The following is a 23,659-nucleotide window of genomic DNA, read 5'->3' on the forward strand; positions in this document are numbered from 1 at the left end:
AAGCAATAAAGTGAGTAACAGCAGTAGCTGCAGCGCTTTATATGAAGGGGCCATTCGCAAATGCGAAGGCCTCTTCGTTTTTTAATGCGAATTTTTAATGCTTCCAATTTACCAATTTGGCAAATTGGCAAATAGGATAAAAGGTTGATGCTGGCGGCAAGATGGCGACCCTACAATGGTTGAAGCACCATTTATTTATTTTCAAACAACCAAGGAGGCGTACAGCTTGAAACACACCATGAAAAAAAGGATGATCACCGCCGCTTTCACTGCATCCCTATTGCTGGGTTCTGTCTCGGCTTCAATTCCCACAGTGATGGCTGCTCAGAGCGCAACCGTAGATGCAGGCGTGAACTTCCGCAGCGCACCAGCGGCATCGGCTCCCGTTATTCGCATGCTTAAAAAAGGAGAACAGGTAACGATTCTGGATGCTTCCAATGCGTATTGGTATAAGCTGCAGGATTCTTCTGGACGGACAGGCTATGCTTCGCCTTCCTATTTCTCCGTGTCCTCCGTATCGACTCCGAACACGACAACAGGTACGATTCAAAAGTCGGTAGCCTTTCGGACGGGCGCTTCTCTGTCGGCTAGCCGAATCCGGTTTTTGCAGGCTGGTGAGCAGGTAGCGATTGTATCCCAGCCAAACGGCAGTTGGTATAAAATTAAAGATTCTTCTGGACAAGCTGGCTATGTCAGCTCGCAATCCCAATATATTAGCGTCTCAGGAAACGTTTCATCAGGCGGCAACGGAAGCAGCGGCAGCGGTTCAGGCAGCTCAGGTGGATCGCCTGGCACTACAGCTCCTTCGACCGGTTCTGTGGAGAGCGTCATTGCGGCGGGGCTTAAATATTTAGGTACGCCTTATGAATACGGCTCAAGCCGCAGCACGACATCCACATTTGATTGCTCGGATTTTGTAAGGCAAGCTTTTCTGGATGGGGTAGGCATTAAGCTGCCGGCTGATTCGAGGGGGCAAGGGGAGTATGTGGCGCAGCGAGGGAAAGCGGTGTCGGACTGGCGTCAGCTGAAGCGTGGCGATCTTATGTTTTTCATGTCTTATAAAGGAAGTAAAGCTTCTGCCTATGCTGGCACGAACAAAGCATCAGCAACGATTACGCATGACGGCATTTATTTAGGAGACGGCAAAATTTTGCATACATATTCCAATGAGGCTGGCGGCGTAACGATAAGCAGCATAGCAGGCACCCATTGGGAATATCGATTCCTGTATGGAGGCAGCGCGCTGTAGGCCGGTCAAGGGACAACCACCAATTTTGAAACATCTGCTATAAAAAAAGACAGCCTCCAGCATTCATCGCAAAGCGACAATGATGCTGGAGGCTGCTCAATGAGCAAGCTTGAGGTTAAGCTGTAAAGTCTTTCTGCGGCGCGATTGGCGTTTGCCTCCGTTTCCCTGGTTTGGGCAAATTGCCGAACAGCACCCAGGAGAAAGGCAAAAACCGTGCGGCTAATGAAACGATAATCCAAGAGCCGACGAGCGCAGCTACATAGCCGCCCACATACCAGCTGTGCAGCAGCAAGGAATTGCCTGTCACAGGTGGATATTCGCGGTAGTAGAACAGGATGAACGGGTGAACCAAGTAAATGCCGAACGATAAAGCGCCAAGCTTAGAAAGCAGCGAAACTAGCCAAGGCGCTGCCTTGCGGTAAAGCAGAAAGCCAAGCTGCAGCAGCACGAGCGCCGAGAAGAAAGTATGCATATTCCATAAAAACTCATACAGCAGCGAGTGGTAGTTATCGATTTTAAGTCTCGTATCATACCAAATGCTTACATGCCATAGCCCAGCGGCAAGCCATAGGCACCATAATGCAAGCCATGCGGCAACTCGCGTTTTGCTCGCATTTTGTTTGTTTATAATGATCCAATGCTTGATTTTCGGAAAATAGATACCAATTGCTGCCCCCATCAAATAGTAGGAGAAGTAGGATAGCGAATAGCTGCCCTTATTCGGTATCGGCGTCGTCAGCGCGTATTTATTAATGAGAACGAATGCCCATTGAATGGCAAAGCCAGCTGGTATCGCCCATTTGACTAGAGCCGGGAACTTTTTCAGCAGCCATAGAAACAACGGAAGAAGCAAATAAAACTGGATGCTGATAAATACAAAATACAAATGCGTATAGGCGTTGCCCGTCAGCACCTTGTCCCAGAAGCTGCTTAGCGTTTGATCAAGCGGCCTGTTTGGATAGTAGTTGTAATGCAGCAGGGTGAAATAAATAATGGAAAAAACCAAATAAGGAATAATGATATAAAGCGCTCTGCGTTTATAAAAGGAGCCAATCAGCTTGGCGTCCAGCGGCCTCGTATAATAATTGTAAAATAGCACAAAGCTGCTTAGAAAAATAAAGGTCGGTGTGCCGAACTTCATAAATATATTAAAAAAGTTATATAAGAAATAGTAGCCGGAATTGACCATTTTCAGCGTAGCGTAGGAGGTCGAGTGGACCGACAATACGCCTAAAATGGCCATTGCACGAACAATTTGCAGCTCGGGAATCGCTTCCCGGCGCTGCAAGGATGCTGTAGACATGTAGCATTTCTTCCTTTCTGTGAGGCTATTCGCGCGGATGTCTGCGAGCTACACCGCTTTCGATAGCAGCATGGATGACGCGTTTTCGCACCTCTTCGACGACTTTTGCATTGAAAACGCTTGGGATAATATACATCGGGCTGAGCTCGTCATCGCTAATGACAGAAGCAATCGCTTCGGCGGCAGCCAGCTTCATTTCTTCATTGACGGTAGTTGCACGGCTATCGAGTGCCCCGCGGAAAATGCCCGGAAAGCACAGCACGTTGTTAATTTGATTCGGATAGTCGGATCGGCCTGTTGCAAACACAGCAACGATATCCTCGACCAGCTCTGGACGAATTTCAGGCTCGGGATTCGCCATAGCAAATACGATCGGCTCTGCATTCATCGATTCAATATGCGCTCTGGTCAAAATCCCGCCCGCTGATACGCCAATAAATACATCTGCGCCAGCAAGCGCTTCGGACAAATGGCCCGCCTTCTTCTCGGTATTTGTATGTTCGGCGTACCACTGCCACATGCCATTGTCATAATGGCGGTCAGCGGTTAAAATCCCTTCACGGTCGACTCCAATAATATGTTTTGCGCCGCCGGCAAGCAGCATCTTGGTGCAAGCCGTACCTGCTGCTCCAATACCACATATAACGAAGCGGGTATTAGAAATGTTTCGGCCCGTCAGCTTGAGCGCATTCAGCATAGCGGCGAACAGGACGACGGCTGTACCGTGCTGATCATCGTGAAACACAGGGATATCAAGCTCTTCACGCAATCGGCGTTCGATCTCAAAGCAGCGCGGAGCGGAAATATCTTCTAGATTAATGCCGCCGAAACCCGGCGCTAATTGTTTGACGGCTTGAATAATCTGTTCCGTATCTTGGGTATCGAGGCAAATGGGAAACGCATCAACGTCTGCGAATTGCTTGAACAGCATCGCCTTGCCCTCCATGACAGGCATTGCCGCATATGGCCCGATATTGCCAAGCCCGAGCACGGCACTGCCATCAGAGACGACAGCGACGGTATTGCGTTTAATCGTTAGTGTAAATGCTTTGGACGGATCTTGTTCAATCGCTTGGCATACTCTTGCGACGTCTGGCGTATAAACGCGCGAGAGATCGTCGCGGTTCTGTATCGGCGTTTTTGGCTGAACCGTAATTTTGCCACCAAGGTGGAGCAGAAAGGTGCGATCGGAAATGTGCTGAAGGCGGATGCCGGGCAGCGTGCCAAGAGCCGAGGAAATACGATCGGCTGTGCCTGCTTCGGTCATCTTTACGGTCAAGTCCCGTACGGTCGTTGTTTTATCGGTATGAATGACGTCAATCGCTATAATATCGCCGCCAGCAGTCTCAATAGCCGTCGCGGCCTTGCCGAACTGTGCTTGCTGAATATCGATTTCCACCCGTAAAATAATCGTTTTACCGTCCATGCTGCGTTCCTTCATTCGCTTTCCACTCCTTATCGATTGGCCGATGAGTCTGACAAAAACGCCGTCACTGCATTAAACGCAGGACGGCATTCGGGCAGCTCTTCGGGTCGTATTGTTGGTTGCGCTTCGTTAGCAAGCTTTCTCGGAATTGGCCTGAGGTATACGGTTCCTGAATCATGGCAAACCACTTATCTACCATTGCAGCAGAATCAAGCATTTCACCAAAGCCATTGCGGATAAAATATTCGCAGTTTTCTTCTTCCTGTCCCGGAATCGGTTCATAGAAGAGCATTGGCATTCCTTTGCTCATGCCTTCGGTACAGGTCATCCCGCCAGGCTTCGTCACGAGAAGATCGGCAATGTCCATCAGCTTGCTGATCTCGTTCGTAAACCCGAGCACTTGAATGTTCGGATGCTGAAACTTCGTGCTCGAAAGCATTTTTTCCCTTACCTTCTCATTGCTGCCTACGCAGAATATCAACTGTATGTTGTCGCGCCACTTGGTCATATATTCAAGGAGATTGTCTTCATACATCAATCCCCACCCGCCACCCATTATAAGCACGGTAGGCATCGGCTTTAAGTTGAACTTTTGCAGCAGCTCCTGCTTGTCGTAGGTTGTCCAGAAGTTCGGATGTACCGGAATGCCGGTCACTTCTATCTTCATGGGTATTACGCCGCGCTCCATCAGCTTGTTTCTCACAAGCGGGGTAGATACCAGGTATTTGCTGACTTCCGGATTGACCCATGCGCCATGAGCATCGTAATCGGTAATAAGCGTGTAAAGCGGAATATGTAGTCCAAGACGCTTTAGCCTGCCTACGACTGCATTGGGAACAGGATGCGTACATACGATAAGATCCGGCTTCAACTGGGAAATAACCTGCGACGTTTGTGTATAGAACATGCGATGAAGAGCAAGCTGCGTAAAGCGGTTAAGCGATTTCTTGTAATTGCTGCGATACATCAGGCCGACCATTTTTGGCTGTTTGCTTACGGTTTTGCGATAAGCAGACATAATCCATGGCCCGACAACCGGATTAAGAAATTTGCCCAGCTCGATAACGCGGGTTTGAATCTCGGGGTTAATTTGGCGCAGTCCCGCCGCTAAAGCATATGCGGCTTGCGTATGTCCCGAGCCAAAGCCCTCGGAGAGCAGCAGCACTCTTTTCTTACGCATAATGTCACCTACTTTTCTAATTCCATAATACGTCGCCAAGGTTGGGAACACAAGTCATTCCAGGTTATTAAAATGCAAGTGGCCGCACCTGTTGCGTTCTTTAGTAGCTTGCTCAATATGCTGATGCAGCTACCTGTCGCAAGCAGCGGGGTTCAGAGCTTGCCTGCCGGCGCTATTGTCCTTTATGATTAGAATGGCATTAACCGGAAGCAGATTATTCATTAGGATCGTTTCATTTAAAATATAAGCAGTTATAAGTATTACACTTATAATGGGCATTCAAGTAGGAGGCATGCTTAATGGAAGAAGTAAGGAGCGCGTTTGAAGTCGGAGCCATTGTAAAAGCGGAAGTAAGATCGGGACTATATGTAGGAGAAGTAATGGAATTGCATGGGCCCCGTGCCTTGTTCAAGGTGCTGGCTGTCCTTAAGCATCCACAGCAAGGGGACCTGCACCATCCGTATGAGCCGGATGTACCGCTATTTCATGAGCGGCCGGCGCTGGCCTATACAGAGAAGACGATGATTCCGCTGCGCCAGCTGCAGACCTTTAGCGGCCATGTGCCGGATTACCGCGAATCGCTGCATGCGGCTTTGGCAGCCGAAGTGGCTACGCTTGACCGGTTAAAGCGCTGGTCCGAGCAGGGGCTTGCTTTGCTTGAGCAGCTTGGAAAGCAATACAAGTAGCCGTTGATGGAGCCTCTGGATTGGGCTGCGCCAATCGGATAAAACAAATGGCAGTCGTTCACTTAGGACGGCTGCCATTTGTTTCATTTATGAGTAGTCTTGCGCCTTCTTGCTTTCCTAGCTTGAAGCTAGTTGATGAAGGCAGCTTGAAGTGTACTGCGGTAGGTAACCTGCAAGCCAAGTTCCTCGGAGAGGACCGCTAGCGGCAAATAGGTTTTTTGCTCTTTGCCGTTCTTTTGCAAATAAGCGGCAGGACTGTTCAGTTTTTTCTTCACGCCATCGACGAGTATAGTTGACGATCCAATCGTAAACGCTACCGTATGTTTATTGTAGGAAACGGTTGCCGTTTGGGTCGTTTTGTTCCAGTCAAGCTTCGCTCCAATGGCATTTGTAATGTCGCGCATCGGTACGAAGGTGCGATTGCTCTTCATCGTGGCAGGGGATGCAGCGGGCAGTTCCTTGCCGCGCACAACTACCGAAACGGGCACATTCGCTGGGCGAGTGCGAACATTCAAATATTTATTCCATATTGTGGTAGAATAAGTGTGACCCATAGCAGCGTACCCAAGGCGAGTCGGGTGGACATCGCTGTTGGAGATTGACGTATATTCCAGCTCCTTGCCGACAAAAGGCTTGCTGACCTCAGTGATGGAAATATCGATGCCTTCCGCTTTTATAGCGGCAACAATCGTTTTTAGCTTTTCGTTTAGCTGGCTCAGCGCCTGTAATTCAAATTCGCGCAGGCGTGCTGCATCTGGAGGCAGAGGAAAGCTTAGGCTGCCAACCGTAATCGTTGCCGGAATCGGCATATATTGATCGGCGATCACGAGTTTTGCTTTTGGCGCGAGTGACGTTACCGCCTGCAGTCCTGCAGTCAGTCCCGTTTCATATTGAGTCAATGAGGCTTGCAGCAGCTGTGCCTTCTCCTCATCTGTCGTTGTGGAAGTGATTTGTGCAGCTACACCAAGCAGATCATTGCCGCCAATCGTCATGACGATCAGATCGGCACCGCGGATGCTGCCTCCGATTTTTGCAGTATCGCCAATAATGCTAGTGGCACGCGGATCTTTCAGGCTAGGCTGCACATCGCTCACAGAGACGCTTTTGCCATCTTTAACCGCTCCAAGTAAGTGGCTAAAGCCTGTTGACGTCAGCCCAAGCAGGCCATAATTGACATATTCCGCGCGAAGCCCCTGGAACAAGGCCTGCTCATATACATGCTCCACATAGCCATAGGGCACAGATTTTGCATCAAAGCCATACTCATAGCCGGCCGTAAGTGAATCTCCAAGCGCAACAATTTGATAGGTTGCAGCCGCAGCTTCTTCTGCAGCGGCAGCTGTTTTCCAGCCAGGTGAAGCCACCAATAAACCGATAATTATAAATAGAAACGACACTTTCCTCCACTTTCCAGACAACATAGACACTTCCTTTTGATAAAATAGTAGCAGCGGGTTTTCATTCATTTGCATAATTGTGTATAAAGTTTGCAGTAAGAACACGAACATTGCCGTTCTGCTCCCAATTATGAAAATATTAAATTGATTCCGTTTTGGCCTGATGTTAAAATACTGTAATAATCGCAAGTGGCGGAATACAGCCCGGAATATGGTCAACCTCAAACGATCCCCGCAGCGCTGCTTAATTTTATTCAACATAACACGAACGTTTCCCTGCGAGTGCAGCTAAAAAGTTTGTGTACACCTATTCGGCGCGCTGCCGGATACAGTCGTTTGAGTAATTATGCAAAGTGATAAGCTGGCGGTTTGGCTCTGCTAACCGCTTTGCTATCAAGCAACAAGCCTGTTTGATGAAGCATTACTGCTTGTTCTCACAGCGATCGGCTTGGTTCCGTTATGCACGCCCCAAAAATCTTCTGATAGAAAGGTTGCACACAATGAAAGAGAAAATTTTTGGATTACCGCCGAAACAAGGTCTGTATGATCCTCAATTTGAGAAAGATGCATGCGGCATGGGATTCGTGGCGAACATCAAAGGAAGAAAGTCGCACAAGATTATTCGCCAGGCGCTGACGTTGCTGGAGAATATGGAGCATCGCGGCGGTCAAGGCAGCGAACCAAATACGGGAGATGGAGCAGGCATTATGCTTCAAATTCCACATACGTTTTTTGCAAATGAGCTGAAGCGTATGGAAGTGGAGCTGCCAAGCGAAGGCGAATATGCCGTAGGTATGGTGTTTCTGCCGCAGGATGAGAACGTTCGCCGTTCGCTGGAGAACGATCTTGAAACTATTATTCGTGAAGAAGGCCAGTCGCTCATCGCTTGGCGTACCGTGCCGACGAATGATGCAAAGCTCGGTCAATCTGCTAAGTCGGTTAAGCCTTTTGTCCGCCAAGTATTTATTGGCAAGAACGAAAGCTTGAAGGACGTCTTGGCATTCGAGCGCAAGCTGTATGTCATTCGCAAACGGGCGGAAATCGCCATTCGCTTCTCGGGCAAAGAAGGCGGAGAAATGTTCTATTTCCCGAGCTTGTCCACGAAGAAAATCGTATACAAAGGCATGCTTACGACTGAACAGGTTGGCTCCTTCTATGTGGAGCTTAACGATGAGTCCGTCGTTACAGCGATGGCGCTTGTCCACTCCCGTTTCAGTACGAACACTTTCCCAAGCTGGGAACGTGCCCATCCGTTCCATTATTTAATTCACAACGGTGAGATTAATACGCTCCGCGGCAATGTGAACTGGATGCATGCGCGCCAAACGCTGTTCGAGACGGAATTGTTCGGCAGCGATATGGACAAAATTAAACCGATTATTAATCCAGATGGCTCGGATACTGCGATGTTTGACAATACGCTGGAATTCCTATACTTGTCGGGGCGTTCATTGCCGCATGCGGCAATGATGATGGTTCCTGAACCATGGTCCAACCACGAAGGCATGGATGATGACAAGAAAGCTTTCTACGAATACCACAGCACCTTAATGGAGCCTTGGGATGGACCGGCTGCAATGGCCTTTACAGATGGCGTGCAGATCGGCGCTTTCCTGGACCGCAACGGTTTGCGTCCAGCTCGTTATTACGTGACGAAGGATGACCATATTATTTTAGGCTCCGAGGCGGGTACCGTTGTCATTCCGCCAGAGGACATTTTATACAAAGACCGTCTGCGTCCAGGCATGATGCTGCTGATCGATACGAAGGAAGGCAGAATCATTTCCGATGAGGAAGTGAAGAAGCAAATTGCGACAGAGCACCCGTATCGCGAGTGGCTGAACGAGCATTTGATTGATCTTGAAGATTTGCCGGATGCGCCTGAATTGCCTGAGCTTGATCATGCGACGGTACAGCAGCGCCAGCAATCTTTCGGTTATACGTTTGAAGATTTGCGCAAAGTGCTTGAGCCTATGGCAAGCAGCGGCATGGAGCCGATTGCTTCAATGGGCTATGACGCTCCGCTTGCTGTATTGTCGGATCGTCCTCAGCGTTTGTACAACTATTTCAAACAGCTGTTTGCGCAAGTAACGAACCCGCCAATCGATTCGATTCGTGAGGAGATCATTACTGCAGTAGGTACGACAATCGGACCTGAGCGCAATCTATTGAATCCGGAGCCGGAAAGTGCGCGCCACATTAAGCTGGAGACACCGCTCCTTTCCAATGAACAGTTTGCGAAGCTTCGCCATGTTCGCCGTCCGGGCTTCAAGTCGATTACGCTGCCGATCTTCTTCACGGCAAGTGAAGGGGAAGAGGGACTGCGCGCAGCACTGAAGCAAATGTGCGAAGCAGCAGACCGCGTTATCGACAAAGGGCATAACATTCTTATTTTATCCGACCGCGGTATCGATAAGGAAAATGCAGCGATTCCGGCATTGCTTGCCGTATCCGCATTGCATCACCATTTGATTCGTCAAGGTACGCGGACTAAAGTAGCAATTTTGCTTGAATCCGGCGATCCGCGCGAGGTTCATCACTTTGCGCTGCTGCTCGGCTACGGCGTGAGTGCGGTTAACCCGTATTTGGCATTTGAGACGCTTGATGATATGATTCGCCAAGGCTTGCTGAGAAATATTTCGCATGAGAAAGCGGTCAAAAACTTCATTAAAGCTGCTACTAAAGGCGTAACGAAAGTATTGTCCAAAATGGGTATTTCCACGATTCAGTCGTACCGTGGCGCTCAAATCTTCGAGGCGCTTGGCTTGAAAGAGGAACTCATAAATGAATATTTCACTTGGACACCTTCGCGTATCGGCGGTATTGGACTTGATGTAATTGCAGAAGAAACGCTTAAATATCACAACTTGGCTTACGCTGACCAAGAAGGCCGTGTAACGGAGCTTGAGTCTGGCGGCGAATACCAATGGCGTAAAGACGGCGAGGACCATCTGTTTAGTCCGCAGACGATCCACACTCTGCAAATGGCGGCTCGCTCCAACGATTATAAGCTTTACAAAAAATTCTCCAATCTTGTTCAAGGCGAGGACAAGAAGCATATGATGCTTCGTTCATTGCTAAGGTTCAAGGATGGCAGAACGGCGATTCCAATCGAAGAGGTTGAACCGCTGGAATCGATTATGAAACGCTTCAAGACCGGTGCTATGTCCTTCGGCTCGATCAGCAAGGAAGCGCACGAAAGCCTAGCGATTGCGATGAACCGCCTTGGCGGACGTTCGAATACGGGAGAAGGCGGCGAGGACCCAGCGCGTTTCATTCCGGATGAGAACGGCGATTCCCGCCGCAGTGCAATCAAGCAGGTGGCATCGGGACGCTTCGGCGTAACGAGCAACTATTTGGTCAATGCGGATGAAATTCAAATCAAGATGGCGCAAGGCGCGAAGCCAGGAGAAGGCGGACAGCTGCCAGGACGTAAAGTATACCCTTGGGTTGCTGAGGTTCGGGGCTCCACACCGGGCGTAGGCTTAATCTCGCCGCCACCGCATCATGATATATATTCCATCGAGGATTTGGCTGAGCTTGTTCATGACTTGAAAAATGCTAACCCGCGCGCGCGCATTAACGTAAAACTCGTATCCGAGGTTGGCGTTGGTACGATTGCAGCAGGTGTTGCCAAAGGCCGTGCCGACATTATTATGGTCAGCGGTTATGATGGAGGAACGGGCGCATCTCCGATGAACTCGATTCGTCATGCCGGACTGCCGTGGGAGCTTGGTTTGGCTGAGACGCACCAGACGCTGATGATCAACAATTTGCGTGATCGCGTTACGCTTGAAACAGATGGCAAAATGATGAACGGACGCGATGTTGCGATCGCTGTTTTGCTCGGCGCTGAAGAGTATGGCTTCTCGACAGCACCGCTTGTTGTACTTGGCTGCGTAATGATGCGTGTTTGCCAGCTGGATACGTGTCCGGTCGGCGTAGCCACGCAAAATCCAGAGCTGCGCGCGAAATTTATGGGCGATCCGAGCCATGTAGTCAACTACTTGCGTTTCGTTGGTGAAGAGCTGCGCGAAATTATGGCTGAGCTTGGTTTCCGTACGATTCAGGAAATGGTTGGCCGCGTAGATATTCTTGAAGCGAAGCATCTGGCTGAGCATTACAAAGCGAAAGGTCTTGACCTGACGCCGCTGTTGTATCAACCGGAAGTATCTCAGGATGCTATTCGTTACTGTGCACAAGAGCAAAACCACGGTTTGGATTTGTCGCTTGATGTTCAGGAGCTGGTACCGGCTGCGAAAGCCGCTTTGGAAAATGGGGAGCAAGTACGCGGTACATTCCCAATTTTGAATACGAATCGCGTTGTTGGAACAGTGCTTGGCAGTGAAGTAACTCGTCGTTATGGCGCGAAGGGCTTGCCAGAGGATACAATTTCCTTCCACTTCGTTGGTTCAGCAGGCCAAAGCTTTGGCGCTTTCGTTCCTCAAGGCATTACGCTATCGCTGGAAGGCGATTCGAATGACTATGTAGGTAAAGGACTTTCCGGGGGCAAGGTCATTGTTGCTCCTTCATCGAAAGCAACCTTTGCCGCTGAGGAAAATGTCATTATCGGCAACACGGCACTATACGGAGCAACTAGCGGCGAAGCTTATATTCGCGGTATTGCTGGGGAGCGTTTCGCGGTTCGCAACAGCGGAGTGAGCGTTGTAGTTGAAGGCGTAGGCGACCATGGCTGCGAATATATGACGGGCGGCAGAGTCGTCATTCTTGGTCAGACTGGCCGTAACTTTGCAGCTGGTATGTCCGGCGGCGTTGCTTACATCTACGATGAGCAAGGCGACTTCTACAAGCATTGCAATATCGAAATGGTATTGCTTGAGCGTCTTGAAGAGGAAGCGGATATGGCTGAATTGCGCGGCTTGATTGAACGCCATGTTGACTATACGGATAGCGCCATTGGCGGCCGTGTATTGAATGACTGGGATCTATCGCTTGAGAAATTCGTAAAAGTCATTCCGAAAGATTACAAGAAAATGCTGGAGTATATCCGCAAAGCTGAAGATTCCGGTTTGAAGGAAGATGCAGCGCTGCTGTCAGCATTTGAAGCCAGCATGAAAGAGCTTGCCCGTACAGGCGGCTGATCCATGTTGCCCAATAGATAAATGAAAAACGGCTCTCCGATATGTAAACTTAACTGTTGTGTATGTGGTTAATCCCTATCGCCACTAAAAGCTACAAATGAAGTATCACATTATATCTTTAACAAGCATTCTCATTTTCATTGAGGATGCTTTTTTTTGCCTCTTTTTAAGGGGAACAAATAGGTGACAGCACAGGATGCGCAAAATGCGCTTAAAGAGCTGTTTGCAGAGGCCATTCAAGAGATGCTAGAAGCGGAGATGGACACATATCTGGGCTACAAGAAGCATGAGGCGAAAAATAAAGCAACAACGAATACTCGGAATGGGTAAATATGGAACGCGGATATGAGCGAGTCTGGTCGAGGCTTCAAGAAGGCGTTAGAACACTGAAAAGACAATCACTAACCTCTGAATAAGGCAGTGTGATTGTCTTTACAGAATTCATTGCACTATGGTTCTCCATTAGCTTAATCATGTACACATTAAACAAGAGGGCGGCCTCTATTTGATATTTGGCATTTTATCGAAAAATATTATATTTTCCCCTCTATGCGATCTGCATAATAACAAGATGTGCGGAATCTGGCCTTGTTCCTCCAGCTAATGGAGTGATTGTGAGTGCTGTGGAATTGCCAGCAGGATTTCGAACTGTGAGTACTGAATTAATGACCGTTGTTTGCACAAGTGCCATTCCTACTATTTGAGTAGTTCCTGTTGCACGCCCGACCACCGTATAGGCCAGATCAGCGCCATTTAGTGTTAAAATCAGTTGACCCGCTTCGTTTACATTAACCTGAAACAAAACCTGATATGTGCCAATTGCAGACAAGTTAAATGAGCTCGCATTTATACGGGTAATTGCAGTCCCACTAATTGGACCATCTTGCGGAAAACTTACATCCGTGTTGGGAGCAACAGTTGCTGCATTATTAGGTGGCATCAAGGCGAAAAAATCTGCAAAGCCTAATACTCCACCTGCTGGCCCTCCAGGTCCCGCTGGGCCCACTGCTCCTGCTGGACCCGCTGGACCTACTGCTCCAGCAGGACCAGCAGGTCCTGCCAGTCCAGCTGCGCCAATTGCTCCTGCCAGTCCTGCCAGTCCTTGGGGTCCAAGTGCACCTGCGAGTCCTTGGGGTCCAAGTGCGCCAATCGCTCCTAAAATTCCTGCTGCTCCTTGGGATCCAAGTGCTCCTGCGAGTCCTTGAGGTCCAAGTGCGCCAATCGCTCCTACAATTCCTGCTGCTCCTTGGGGTCCAAGTGCTCCTGCAATTCCTTCGGGTCCAAGTGCGCCAATTGCTCCCACGAGCCCGGCTAATCCTTGGGGTCCAAGTGCTCCTGCAAGTCCTTGAGGTCCAGCTTCTGCAATCGCTCCCGCAAGTCCTTGAAGTAATTGCCGTCCTTCAGGCGGGGGACAATTTTTACAAACAAGCTTTTTAATTACGCGATGACGACGTTTCTTTTTTTTTCCTTTTGGATGGCACACCACTATGGTTTTATTTTTACACCGTTTTTTTATATCGGAACAACTCAATCACGACACCTCCCTGTAAAGATTGTTCAGTGTACGTGAGTCGGTTTTTTTAGGTATAGACTAATAACCTGCAATCGGCTAGACTAGAAACTATTTCCAAAAATTTGGGCTTATGCTAGGGTAGTGTTATAGCACAAAATCTAACACTCTTTCAGTTATGATTACATAAATTAATATTAAGATGAACGATGGGCTGAAGAAGGAGCGGAGAGCCTGATGGCAGCGGCTGAACGTAATCCGTCTAAGGAAGCAACGAGATGACCCACCACTTTGTCAGTTGGATGTGCTTGTCCAGTCGTTCTTTCAATTTTATGATTAAACTATGGTGCCCGTTAAATTAATGGTTAATCGGTATAGCTTTATAAAATAAGAACCCACCTGAACGGTATAGAAGTTCAGATGGGCTAATGGCGTCACAACATAACAGACATTATTACTTTTATATTTGTTCGAACGATTATTTGTCGAGAAATAAAACTTAACTGAGGGCCGTTTTTTATTATTTTTATGCTGCATCTTTATAAGCATTTGCTTATGCGGGCAGGTTTTAATATTTGCTTTTTCGTACAAGCACTGTTCACTAATTTAGGAAAAATGAAAAGTATTTCAAAAAACAAAAAATATTTACCTTAAATCTACGTAATTCGACAAAAAAACAACAAAAAAAGAACAATCGTGCTCCCACCTTACGACAAATTCCCAGTAAGGTATTGGGTATAATAACAGTATTGTTCAAACTATACATAAGGCAGGAGTCGGATACGAAGATGGCAGAGAAAAATTCAGGCCGTATTGAACTAGATGTAAAGGATATACTTAGGCAAATGGGAATTCCTCCAGAGAAATGGCCGCCGCTAGTGAATTCACCATCCAAATAAATAGTCTAATTCATCATTCTCTCCGCTCGTACAAAAGCAATAAACCGTTTCGTTTCTTCCACTGTCAACTTACGCCCATCAATACTCAAATTAAACTTCTCCAATATTTCATCATCGGATAATTCCAAATGCTCGGCAAAATTGCGGACATCGTCACTAAGTACCGTTTGCGGATGAAGGGTGCGTCCAACCAGAAAATCAACGGATACTTGGTATAGATCGGCAAATTTTTTCAATGTCTCGGAATCCGGTTCCCGGCGATTTTTCTCATAATGAGATAAAGCAGCGCGTGAAATGCCTAGCTTTGCTGCGGTTTGCTCTTGTGTCCAGTGTCTGTCATCTCTCAATTGAGCAATTCTGCTGCCTATGTTCATATGACCCCTCCTAAAAGTTTGCGAAGCAAACTATCTTCGTAAGCATTAACTTTAGTTTGCTCAGCAAACCATCTTCGTAAGCATTAACTTGAGTTTGCGAAGCAAACTAGCATCGTAAGCATAGTCTTAGGTTTGCTCAGCAAACCAACTTTGTAAGCATAAACTTGCTTACAACATATAAACGGCAGGTTTTGCTATGCAAAACCTAGTTTGTATACACACTTATTGGATTATAACTGCTACACCTATATTAATACGGAAACGTTAGATTTGCATTTGTTGCAACGAAATGTCGCAAAAAATATTGTTAGACGTTTTTTTTGCTTGACATGATACAATTTGTATCTTAAAGTGAAGGAAAAGCTTGATACATAACGTATCAAATTATTTCCAAGTCATTATCACTTTATACCTATAAGGAGAAATAAATGGACGGTAAAGAGGAAAACTCACGCAGCAAGGTGCGTTTAAAGCTGAGGCCAGGCATTAAAGCAGGATTGAGGCTGCTCAATCGGCATGGCCATTTAATGAGTCCATCTACTGGAACGGTATTAGTGCTGAATTTAAGCCAGGAGGGTTTATGCTTTTGGTCTTCCTTAAGGCTCCCCGTACATCGGATGTACATGGTAGAAGTCCGCATGAAGCTTTCAGGCAAAAACATCCGGCTTCAGGGAAATGTCGTTTGGCGTAAACGAACGGATAATGTTTTCGAGTACGGTATGCATTTCCAGCCCCCACTGCTTATCAAATCCATTATTACCCGCCTATTAAACGAAGAATTACTCGCCCAACAGCCGCAGCAGCGGAAAATCCATCAGCTATATCGCAGTTTGAACGCAGGAAGCACTTTTGTCAAATGAGGAGGCTCTTCGGGTGAAACGATGGGTGAAACGCTCACTTATTATCGTCAGCACCGTATGTCTGGTCGCTGGCTTGGGAACGGCCCTATACAGCTGGTATCTTTATGGAAAATTTAAAAAAACGGCTGCTGATATGTTCGAGCCCATCATATCTACACCATACGTCAGCTCAGATTCGGAGCTGCAAATATCCGGCATAGAAGAAGCAATAACTGCGGAGAAGCCGTTCACCGTATTAGTAATGGGTGTAGATGAAAGAACGAATGATCGGGGACGAACAGACACCATGATTGTCATGGCGGTGAATCCGCTCAAGCATTCGATCTTTATGTTCAACATTCCGCGTGATACGAGAACGGCTATTATTGGACATGGCACGACGGATAAAATAAACCATGCTTACGCTTTTGGCGGGGTAGAAATGTCAAAGCAGACGGTAGAGCATTTTCTTGATTATCCGATTGATTATTATATTCGGGTCAATATGGAAGGTTTCTCAAAAATCATAGACGAGCTTGGCGGAGTAACCGTCAACAATCCTTATGCTTTTGATTTCAGTGGTCATACGTTTGAGCAAGGGCCTATTCAATTGAATGGAGAGCAGGCGCTGCTTTATTCTCGCATGCGATATGAGGACCCGAAGGGGGACAGGGGCAGAAATGACCGCCAGCGCGCCGTCCTAAAGCAGCTCATTTCCAATGTATTTACCTTATATGGAGCTACGCAAATAAGCAATCTGCTTGCGGAGATGGGTGACAATGTAAGAACGAATATATCGTTTGACGAGATGAAAACCTTTTTTAAAGAATATGGGACCGGGATCGAAAAGGTGGATAGCATTGAAATAAGTGGCAGCGGAACGATGATTGATAAAGTATGGTATTACATCGTCGGCGATCAGGAGCGGAATCGAATTCACGAGCTTCTGAAAAAACAAATGAGCATAGAAACGGATGCGGTTTAAAGCTTTCGGCTTCTATAAAAAAGAGGATAAGGACCCTGACATATCGGTGTCAGGGTTCGATGTTTCTGTAAGGCGACAAAATTTGAGTTTTCTGTTGACATTATTCGCTAAATACCATAAAATATAAACAAACAGATACATTACGTAACATTTTACATAAATTATGATACATTAAGTATACAAGGAGTGATTAGGTGATTCAGCCTCAGGAGCAGTTCTATTGCGTCGGATGCCAAAACATGATACCTACTGGGCAAGCGAATGTGTTGTTCCGAACCGGATTTTTCCGTGTAGTAAATCGGCTAGGTTGTTGTAGAGCCTGTGCTCAGGCCCAAGCTGGCCATGCTAACAAGTTGGAGGCACAAATGCAAGGCGCAACAGGCGGAGTGATCCCGCTAACTGCTAAATCTGATTTTGATCCCTATCAAACGAGCTTTTATCCTGCATCCCAAAGCCTCCTGACTACAGAAGTTGTGTAGCAGGAGGCTTTTTCTATGATTCGTGTACATATTCCAATCGTTTCCTAATTCGATTATACTAGGTAAGGTTAGTTGTAGTTAGATTAATGTTAGATCATTATTAGATCGCTATTAGAAATGTGACAGGACATGCGATCCACTGGAGAAGGAGGAAATAAAAATTGGAGCAGCCAATCGTACAAATGCTAAATGTAACGAAGCGCATCGGCAAACGGACGATCATTGATCATCTCAGTCTTGACTTGCCGGCTGGTGAAGTATTCGGCTTCCTCGGTCCCAATGGCGCCGGCAAAACGACAATGATCCGAATGATGGTCGGCCTCATTTCAATAACAGAAGGCGAGATCAAAATTGATGGTCACAGCATCTCAAAGCAATTTGAGAAAGCGATTCGCCATGTCGGTGCCATTGTCGAAAATCCGGAGATGTACAAATATATGACTGGTTATCAAAATTTGGTTCATTTTGCCCGGATGGTTCCGGGTGTTGAGCATTCACGTATTCAGGAGGTGACGGAGCTCGTCGGCCTTGGCTCGCGCATTCATGATAAAGTGAATACCTATTCGCTTGGCATGAGGCAGCGGCTTGGTGTGGCGCAGGCGATTTTGCATCGGCCCAAGCTGCTCATTCTGGATGAGCCGACGAACGGACTGGATCCCATGGGCATTCGTGAGCTTCGCGATTATTTGCAAAGGCTGGCCAAGCAGGAGGGACTGGCGATATTCGTCTCCAGCCATTTGCTTGCCGAGATGGAGCTGATGTGCGACCGGGTAGCCATTATCCAGCAGGGCAAGCTAGTGGAGGTCGTCCAGGTCGAGAAGAACAGAGAGTCGGAACAGAATGCAACGCAGCGGGTCGTTTTTGAAGTGGACGATTTAGAGTCGGCGCTGGCTGTTGCGGCTAATGAGGGAATAGCGGGGGAACGGGCTGGCCACGCCATTGCCATTGGGGCGGATAAGGAAGCGGTCGCTAGCTTTAATGCAAAGCTCGTAGCGGCAGGCATTAAAGTATACGGCATTCAGGCACAGCATCAATCTTTAGAGGATCGGTTCCTCGAGAAGACGGGGGGCGGTCATATTGTATAACTTCAGCAAGCTGCTATTGAATGAAAATATGAAAATATACCTCCGCACAAGAACTTGGATTATGACGGGCCTGCTGCTGGCATTGGTTGTATTTATGACCGTACCCGTTTATTTTATGTCCAAAGACAGTGCGGTATCGATGTGGACACTTGTAAAATATGAATCAGCAGTAGGTTATATGCTTATTGCCATGTTCACATCCGTCGTTGCGGCGGGGAGCGTTGCTGAGGAGTTCACGAGCGGAACGATTAAGCTGCTGCTTATTCGCCCGTGGATGAGATGGAAAATTTTATTGTCCAAATATATTTCAGTCGTGCTGTTCGCGGTGTTACAGGTTGTGCTGCTATATGCATTTACTATTGCGTTCAATTTTTTGTTTTTTGACCATACGAATGTAACGGCTGCAGAAATTCACGGTTTTTTAGTTGCTGATGGCCAATTTGAAGGCTCAGCGGCAGTATATAATATGAAATATTATTTGATGCGCTTTATTGCCCTGCTTGTGACCTCGATGATAGCGTTTATGCTGTCAACGGTATTCCGGAGCGGCGGGCTTGCTATCGGGCTATCCATTTTCCTCGTATTTTCCTCCATTTCCATCGGTCCATTTATCGGCCTGATGAATTATAAATGGGTGGACTACTTGTTTTTCGTCCAATTGGATTTGGTGCCTTATTTGACCGGAAACGTTGGTGATCGGACGCTCGGCTTCGCGATAAGCGTGCTTGCTGTGTATTATGCAATATTCGCAGCACTCACCTGGTTTGTATTCGCTAAGCGTGACGTTGGCGCGTAGTGAAGCCGCATAAGCATGATGGGAGATGGGAGCTCGCCCCGGCTTAGTTCTAATTCGTAGAAAAAAAGGAACCTTGCCAGCCTGACTCCTGAATAAGGTGCACAGCTGGATTAGCAAGAAATAAGCAAAAGCAAAAGCAAGTAAAAAGTAAAGGGGCAGGCGATAATTCGCCTGCCCTGCTTTTGTATGTTCAAATATAAGTGAAGCTTTTTGCACAGTATGTTCCCGAATGCTGTTAGCAGGCTGCTTCCCCTAATCCAATCCGATTGCTTGTTCTATGTGGTTTCAGCTGAGTGCTTCAAGCTGCTGCTTATATGCTTATATGTGGTTCATTGGCACACACTGGACGCTTGCTAGACGGCCTGACGGGCCTTATCCCGATTGCTGCCGTTATCTTTCCCTGCGCTGTCTGTTTCCGAAAGCGGGCGTGTGAGCGGGGCCTGACCCCGTTCCATATGGCAGCTGCCATTAAAGCTTCCGCCATCTTGAATAATTAAGGAATGGGCATAAATGTTTCCTGTGATTTGCCCGGTTGCAGTAATCGTGAGCCGACCCTTTGTCGTAATATCCCCGAAAAGTTTGCCTGCTACAGTCAAATCCTTCGCCGTTATATTTGAACGAGCTACTCCAGATTCGCCAATGATGACATCTCCAACACATTCAATGTCTCCACGATATTCGCCTTCAATACGCAGGCCTGCTTCACATATGAGCTTGCCTTCCGCATGGGTCCCCTGTCCAATCAGTGTATCCGTAGGGGATATTCGTTTGTTTTCCTTAAAAATAGACATGGAAAAACCTCCTTGTTTCGCAGCTTAGGATGGTTGAAGCAAGTAGGGCAAAGGATTGACGGCCTCGTCGCCCTGCATAATTTGAAAATGAAGATGAGGCCCCGTGCTTCTGCCTGTAGAGCCCAGCAGGCCGATTTTCTCGCCCCGCACGACCTGTTCTCCTTCCTTGGCTTCTATGCTTTGCATATGCATATAAACGCTGTTCAGCCCGTTATGATGGTCGATAATGATATAGTTGCCCTCAGAGCCTCCAGTACCGACTTCCTTAATCGTTCCATCCGCCGCGCTGAAAACAGGATCGCCTGCTTTGCCGCCAATATCAATGCCGGCATGAAAGACGGCTTTCCTTGTAAAAGGATCTTTGCGGTAGCCGAAGCTGGACGTCAGCTTCTTCGAATAGGTAGGCCAGCCTGATGGATAGGAATCAACCTGCTGCCTTCTTATCTGTGCTTGCCGCAGCGTCTGCGCCATCGTTTCCTCCAAAGAGTCGATCATTGCGCTTAACGATTGAACGTCAAACGAGGTAGAGGAAGCCAAAGCTCGAAAGGACATCCCGCTCGTTTGCAAGGAACCGCTCGTATCATAACCGGCTTGCTGTGCCAAAGCCTGCTCGCGCTTGTACAACTGTTCAGATTGTTGCCCAAGCTTGTGGCTGCTCGTGTCTATCCCAGAGTCAGAGCTGCCATATTTGTCGATGAACTGTTTGAGCTTGTTTTCCAGTGCAAGCAGCTCATCTACACGCGTCTGCATGTCCTCGGTTTGCTGAGCAAGGCTTGCCAGCTGCTGCTGTAGGGCGAGGATCGTCTCATCCTTATTGGCGACGGTATGCTGATACTGCTGAGATTGTTCATCCTGCTGCGTCGCCTGCTCCTGAAGCTGCGCCTCAAGCTCATGCAGCTCGAAGACCGATTTGATCTGGAGGGCGGCAAAGCAGCCTGACACGGCCAGTGCAGCTGCGGCAGGGGCCGCAATGACGGATCGCTTTGAGACATGAAACTGCTTGACGGTTTTGTCAGCGCCGCGCATGACTACAAACGACCACTTTGAATTAGACGATCGATTCAATAGAGGTTTCTCCTTCCGGCCGGTATGAGAATTTAGAACGTTCTAATGCAATTTATTCTGCCGCGGCGGGAAACATGTCAGAAAAATAGGAAAAGCGCCTCCTAGGGAACGTCTCAAAACGGGTTTATGCGTAAGTAATGCATAGATTCAACCGTTTAAAGACGAGGCCGGAAAGGCGCTTATTCTTGTGGCAATTGCTTATTTGGTTTCAATAGAAGCTAGTGCTTGCTGCATCGCAGGTGTGAAGCTGAAGTCGCGTCCCTGCGATTGTTCTGGAGGCAGTGTCGCAAGCTGGGCGATACGCCGCTCCACTTCCGCTTTAAGCTCCAGCACACGCTTGTGGTAGCTTTCTGCATTTCCAGCATCACTGCTAATGGCCGCGACATATTCAACAATGGCATGATCATAAAACTCGATATCCCAACGGAATTTGCTAATGCCTTCTTCCAGCACTTGCAGCATCTCTGTTGTTTTGCCGTCCTTTTTGTCATTTTGATATTGGGCCATAATGAACGAACGGTTATAAGGATCATTGGCTTTGCCGCTTGCAAGCGTCTGCAGCGCTTCATTTTTCATGGAAGCATTTTGCGTCTGCTCATAGACCTGCATCAGCCATTCGTATTTGGTCAGGCTAAACACGGAATGATCAGGAGAAGTCTTAATGGCCTTATTGAGTGAAGGCAGCAGTTGGTTGAGCTGCGCCTTCCCAGCAGCAGCCGTATTATACGTATCCTGAAACGTGCTGTTTGCGCCGTTCGCGCGCGCGGAGCCGACGAGCAGGACAATTGCGAGCACGCCGATGGCAGATGGATAGATCCATTTTACTGCGCTGCCCTGTACGGGTTGTTCTGCCCCTTGTTTAAATGCAAGCGATTTGCCATATGGCGCAATCATAGCGCCCAAGCTAATGAACAGCAAAGCGCTCAAATAGACGTAGCTCATATCAAAATCGATAGCGCTATGCAGCAGAAGCGTCGTTGCCAAAATAAAAAAGATCAAGTGGCTGCCCCGACGTTCAGGGTAACGGATGTACGAGCGAATGTATAAGTAATAGACATAAACGAGCAGCCCGATAAGCGCAGCAAATCCAATCCAGCCCACCTCAACTAGCGTTTGAATGAAGAAGCTGTGCGCCTGTCTGCTCCAATATGGATTGTTTTGATATTGCTCATATAGAGCCTGCCAGCTGCCTCCGCCAGCTCCGAGCAGCGGATAGTCTTTGGCAACCTTAAGGCCATCCTCATAGAAGGTCCAGCGTTCGAGAACGCTGTGCTGCTGCAAGTTGATGTTTTCGAATCGGGAAGCCATTTTCTCAGGCAGCAGATCACGGATGCCGTCGCTTGTAATAAGCAATACGGCTGCCAATAGTCCGACAACGACAATAGCAGCGGGAAAAGCAGCAAACGCCCATTTGCGCTGCGCAAGGCGTGCACTTTTCTTTTCGATCCAAGGGAACAGCTTCTTGTGAATAAGCATGATCAGTCCAGCATTAACAAGGGCTGCGCCTGCAAGCAATGCCCAGCTTTGCAGCGGCAGCTTGTCGAACATCGAAATCGTCGTCGCCACTTTCGTTTCGGTCGGCTGGACAATTGCGGAAATAGCTTCTGTATTAGCCGTGATTTTGCCCAAAATAACGAGCGTCAGCAAAGCGGATAGACCAGCATAGACGACATAGGCAAATTGCCTAGCCAGCTTCAGGAAAGGCAGAAGTACAATAAGCATCACTGGAATAATAACGAGGGCGCCCCTCGAATAAGCGAGAAAAAAAGAAATTAAAATTGGTACGAGCATAATAGAATTAGCTAGGCGCATATACCAGCGCTCACAGGTTGCGGCATAATAAGCGGCGATCAGAAAGATGGCAATTAGGAAGCCGGCATATGTATTGGAATATTGAAAGACTGAGCTAAGCCGGTAGCCATCGTGGGCTAGCCACATCGCATCCTTGTAATATTGCTGGCCGAACAAGTTCAGCAGGCCGAAAAATACGATTAAATAGGCAGAGAGCACAACGCCATATTCCAGCCATTTTCGCATCTGTACTCTTCCAGCGGCATATAGACTGGTCAGAAACAGGGCAGCGAGCAGGAAAAAGACAAACGTCATAAATTTGGCATAATAGCTGGAGACGGCCTGCATCGATGAGAGCCAATAGATGGCCGGAAGCAGCAAAACTGCAATCGACAGCACGCTGCGATGGTTATTCAGTTTCCAGCCCGTAAGATAAGCGAACAAGGCGGTTGCGGCGAGTAGAACGTAGCCATAGATGGCCGCGTTGTAAATGGGAGACTCAAAGCCATACTCGTAGCCATTGAACAATCCGCGCTCGTATGGGAAAATAAGGACGAACAAAGCCAAGCCAAGCGTCAGTAACCCTTGCAACAGCGGCTGCTCTTTAGACAATTCCGCTGTATTTTGTGTTGCTTTTTTCCTTGCACTCATTAATATGTACTCCTTGTATGCGTAGTAGATTTCTTCATAGTACTATTTTAA

General features: G+C 47.8%; 16 protein-coding genes and 1 pseudogene. 8 read left to right on the forward strand and 9 right to left on the reverse strand.

Annotation, left to right across the window (positions count from 1 at the left end; genetic code table 11):
* Nucleotides 1-226 precede the first annotated feature (226 nt).
* Complete coding sequence (locus AC50X8_RS11010) at nt 227-1,249, forward strand: C40 family peptidase (RefSeq protein WP_494879763.1); 1,023 nt, start codon at nt 227-229, stop codon at nt 1,247-1,249.
* 115 nt (nt 1,250-1,364) lie between these two features.
* On the opposite strand, the gene AC50X8_RS11015 is transcribed toward AC50X8_RS11010, so the two are convergent.
* From AC50X8_RS11015 to AC50X8_RS11025, 3 genes are read right to left on the reverse strand one after another with little or no spacing between them, the layout of a single operon-like run.
* Complete coding sequence (locus AC50X8_RS11015) at nt 1,365-2,552, reverse strand: acyltransferase (RefSeq protein WP_494879765.1); 1,188 nt, start codon at nt 2,550-2,552, stop codon at nt 1,365-1,367.
* A gap of 25 nt (nt 2,553-2,577) precedes the next feature.
* Entirely contained in the window at nt 2,578-3,993 is a 1,416-nt protein-coding gene (locus tag AC50X8_RS11020; protein ID WP_056034175.1) for an NAD-dependent malic enzyme, read from the reverse strand.
* Nucleotides 3,994-4,042: 49 nt separating this feature from the next.
* Nucleotides 4,043-5,158 carry an MGDG synthase family glycosyltransferase gene (locus AC50X8_RS11025; RefSeq protein WP_056034172.1) on the reverse strand — a complete coding sequence of 372 codons (1,116 nt, stop codon included), beginning with the start codon at nt 5,156-5,158 and terminating at the stop codon, nt 4,043-4,045.
* Between the two features lie 299 nt (nt 5,159-5,457).
* Between AC50X8_RS11025 and kapB the strand changes: the two genes are divergently transcribed.
* On the forward strand, nt 5,458-5,844 hold the full coding sequence (gene kapB, locus AC50X8_RS11030; protein WP_494879767.1) for a kinase-associated lipoprotein KapB: 387 nt from the start codon (nt 5,458-5,460) through the stop codon (nt 5,842-5,844).
* Between the two features lie 128 nt (nt 5,845-5,972).
* Here kapB and AC50X8_RS11035 read toward each other — a convergent pair whose 3' ends face one another.
* Nucleotides 5,973-7,262: an SGNH/GDSL hydrolase family protein gene (locus AC50X8_RS11035; RefSeq protein WP_494879771.1), complete on the reverse strand. Its 1,290-nt coding sequence runs from the start codon at nt 7,260-7,262 to the stop codon at nt 5,973-5,975.
* 479 nt (nt 7,263-7,741) lie between these two features.
* On the opposite strand from AC50X8_RS11035, the gene gltB reads away from it, so the two are divergent.
* Both gltB and AC50X8_RS11045 read left to right on the forward strand, forming a co-directional pair.
* The gene (gene gltB, locus AC50X8_RS11040) at nt 7,742-12,343 is read left to right on the forward strand and encodes a glutamate synthase large subunit (protein ID WP_494879775.1); all 4,602 of its coding nucleotides are present in this window, start codon (nt 7,742-7,744) and stop codon (nt 12,341-12,343) included.
* 183 nt (nt 12,344-12,526) lie between these two features.
* Nucleotides 12,527-12,670 (forward strand): annotated as a pseudogene (locus tag AC50X8_RS11045) (transposase); the annotation flags it as partial.
* A gap of 220 nt (nt 12,671-12,890) precedes the next feature.
* On the opposite strand, the gene AC50X8_RS11050 reads toward AC50X8_RS11045, so the two are convergent.
* Both AC50X8_RS11050 and AC50X8_RS11055 read right to left on the reverse strand, forming a co-directional pair.
* On the reverse strand, nt 12,891-13,646 hold the full coding sequence (locus tag AC50X8_RS11050; protein ID WP_235533124.1) for a collagen-like protein: 756 nt from the start codon (nt 13,644-13,646) through the stop codon (nt 12,891-12,893).
* 1,111 nt (nt 13,647-14,757) lie between these two features.
* The gene (locus AC50X8_RS11055) at nt 14,758-15,126 is read right to left on the reverse strand and encodes a helix-turn-helix domain-containing protein (RefSeq protein ID WP_046228883.1); all 369 of its coding nucleotides are present in this window, start codon (nt 15,124-15,126) and stop codon (nt 14,758-14,760) included.
* A gap of 428 nt (nt 15,127-15,554) precedes the next feature.
* Between AC50X8_RS11055 and AC50X8_RS11060 the strand changes: the two genes are divergently transcribed.
* The 4 genes from AC50X8_RS11060 to AC50X8_RS11075 all read left to right on the forward strand — a co-directional run bounded on the left by AC50X8_RS11060 (nt 15,555) and on the right by AC50X8_RS11075 (nt 19,310).
* The gene (locus AC50X8_RS11060) at nt 15,555-15,986 is read left to right on the forward strand and encodes a PilZ domain-containing protein (RefSeq protein WP_056034155.1); all 432 of its coding nucleotides are present in this window, start codon (nt 15,555-15,557) and stop codon (nt 15,984-15,986) included.
* Between the two features lie 13 nt (nt 15,987-15,999).
* On the forward strand, nt 16,000-16,950 hold the full coding sequence (locus AC50X8_RS11065; protein ID WP_056034152.1) for an LCP family glycopolymer transferase: 951 nt from the start codon (nt 16,000-16,002) through the stop codon (nt 16,948-16,950).
* Between the two features lie 661 nt (nt 16,951-17,611).
* Nucleotides 17,612-18,514 carry an ABC transporter ATP-binding protein gene (locus AC50X8_RS11070; protein WP_056034307.1) on the forward strand — a complete coding sequence of 301 codons (903 nt, stop codon included), beginning with the start codon at nt 17,612-17,614 and terminating at the stop codon, nt 18,512-18,514.
* Nucleotides 18,507-19,310 (forward strand): ABC transporter permease, encoded by an 804-nt coding sequence (locus tag AC50X8_RS11075; RefSeq protein WP_056034144.1) that lies wholly within the window; start codon nt 18,507-18,509, stop codon nt 19,308-19,310. Before AC50X8_RS11070 ends, AC50X8_RS11075 begins: the two co-directional genes overlap by 8 nt.
* A 353-nt stretch (nt 19,311-19,663) precedes the next feature.
* Here AC50X8_RS11075 and AC50X8_RS11080 read toward each other — a convergent pair whose 3' ends face one another.
* The 3 genes from AC50X8_RS11080 to AC50X8_RS11090 all read right to left on the reverse strand — a co-directional run bounded on the left by AC50X8_RS11080 (nt 19,664) and on the right by AC50X8_RS11090 (nt 23,608).
* Nucleotides 19,664-20,101, reverse strand: a complete 438-nt coding sequence (locus tag AC50X8_RS11080; protein WP_494879779.1) for a bactofilin family protein — start codon at nt 20,099-20,101, stop codon at nt 19,664-19,666.
* A 24-nt stretch (nt 20,102-20,125) separates the two neighbouring features.
* Nucleotides 20,126-21,166 carry a M23 family metallopeptidase gene (locus tag AC50X8_RS11085; RefSeq protein WP_494859491.1) on the reverse strand — a complete coding sequence of 347 codons (1,041 nt, stop codon included), beginning with the start codon at nt 21,164-21,166 and terminating at the stop codon, nt 20,126-20,128.
* A 198-nt stretch (nt 21,167-21,364) separates the two neighbouring features.
* A complete protein-coding gene (locus AC50X8_RS11090; protein ID WP_494879781.1) occupies nt 21,365-23,608 on the reverse strand; it encodes an O-antigen ligase family protein in 2,244 nt (747 codons plus the stop codon).
* Nucleotides 23,609-23,659 lie beyond the last annotated feature (51 nt).

The sequence above is a fragment of the Paenibacillus sp. JT22N15 genome, assembly GCF_059383755.1.